This window comes from Campylobacter sp. LMG 17559 (assembly GCF_024723605.1).
Taxonomy (GTDB): Bacteria; Campylobacterota; Campylobacteria; order Campylobacterales; family Campylobacteraceae; genus Campylobacter_D.
In genome coordinates this window covers 1-297 of record NZ_JANQCZ010000071.1, presented here as the reverse complement: position 1 = coordinate 297, position 297 = coordinate 1, and the positions used below count along the sequence as shown (strand labels likewise).

Annotated in this window: 1 pseudogene; it reads right to left on the bottom strand. The window is 26.3% G+C overall.

Annotated elements, in window-relative coordinates:
- Positions 1–297 (bottom strand): annotated as a pseudogene (locus CAMP5082_RS08355) (hypothetical protein); the annotation flags it as partial.

Below are 297 nucleotides of genomic sequence, written 5' to 3'. Positions count from 1 at the left end.
CATAGCTTTTATCATTTTCACTATATACACCAGAAGCACTTATAAATATAGCTTTGTTGTTTTTATACTCATCTATATTTAAATTATTTATATGAGTATAATTATCATGAGTATTCTTAGCTATACCTGCACTAATTACTATCTCCCCTTCTCTTTTATCAGAAGCTGTACCTAGAGCTAAATTATCAAAGATAAAAGTATTATTAGCACTTTCAGTTTTAGCATTAATAACATAAACATTAGAGCTAGCTGCACTTGAATAATCTTTAATGTTTAAAGTATTATTATTAGCACTTT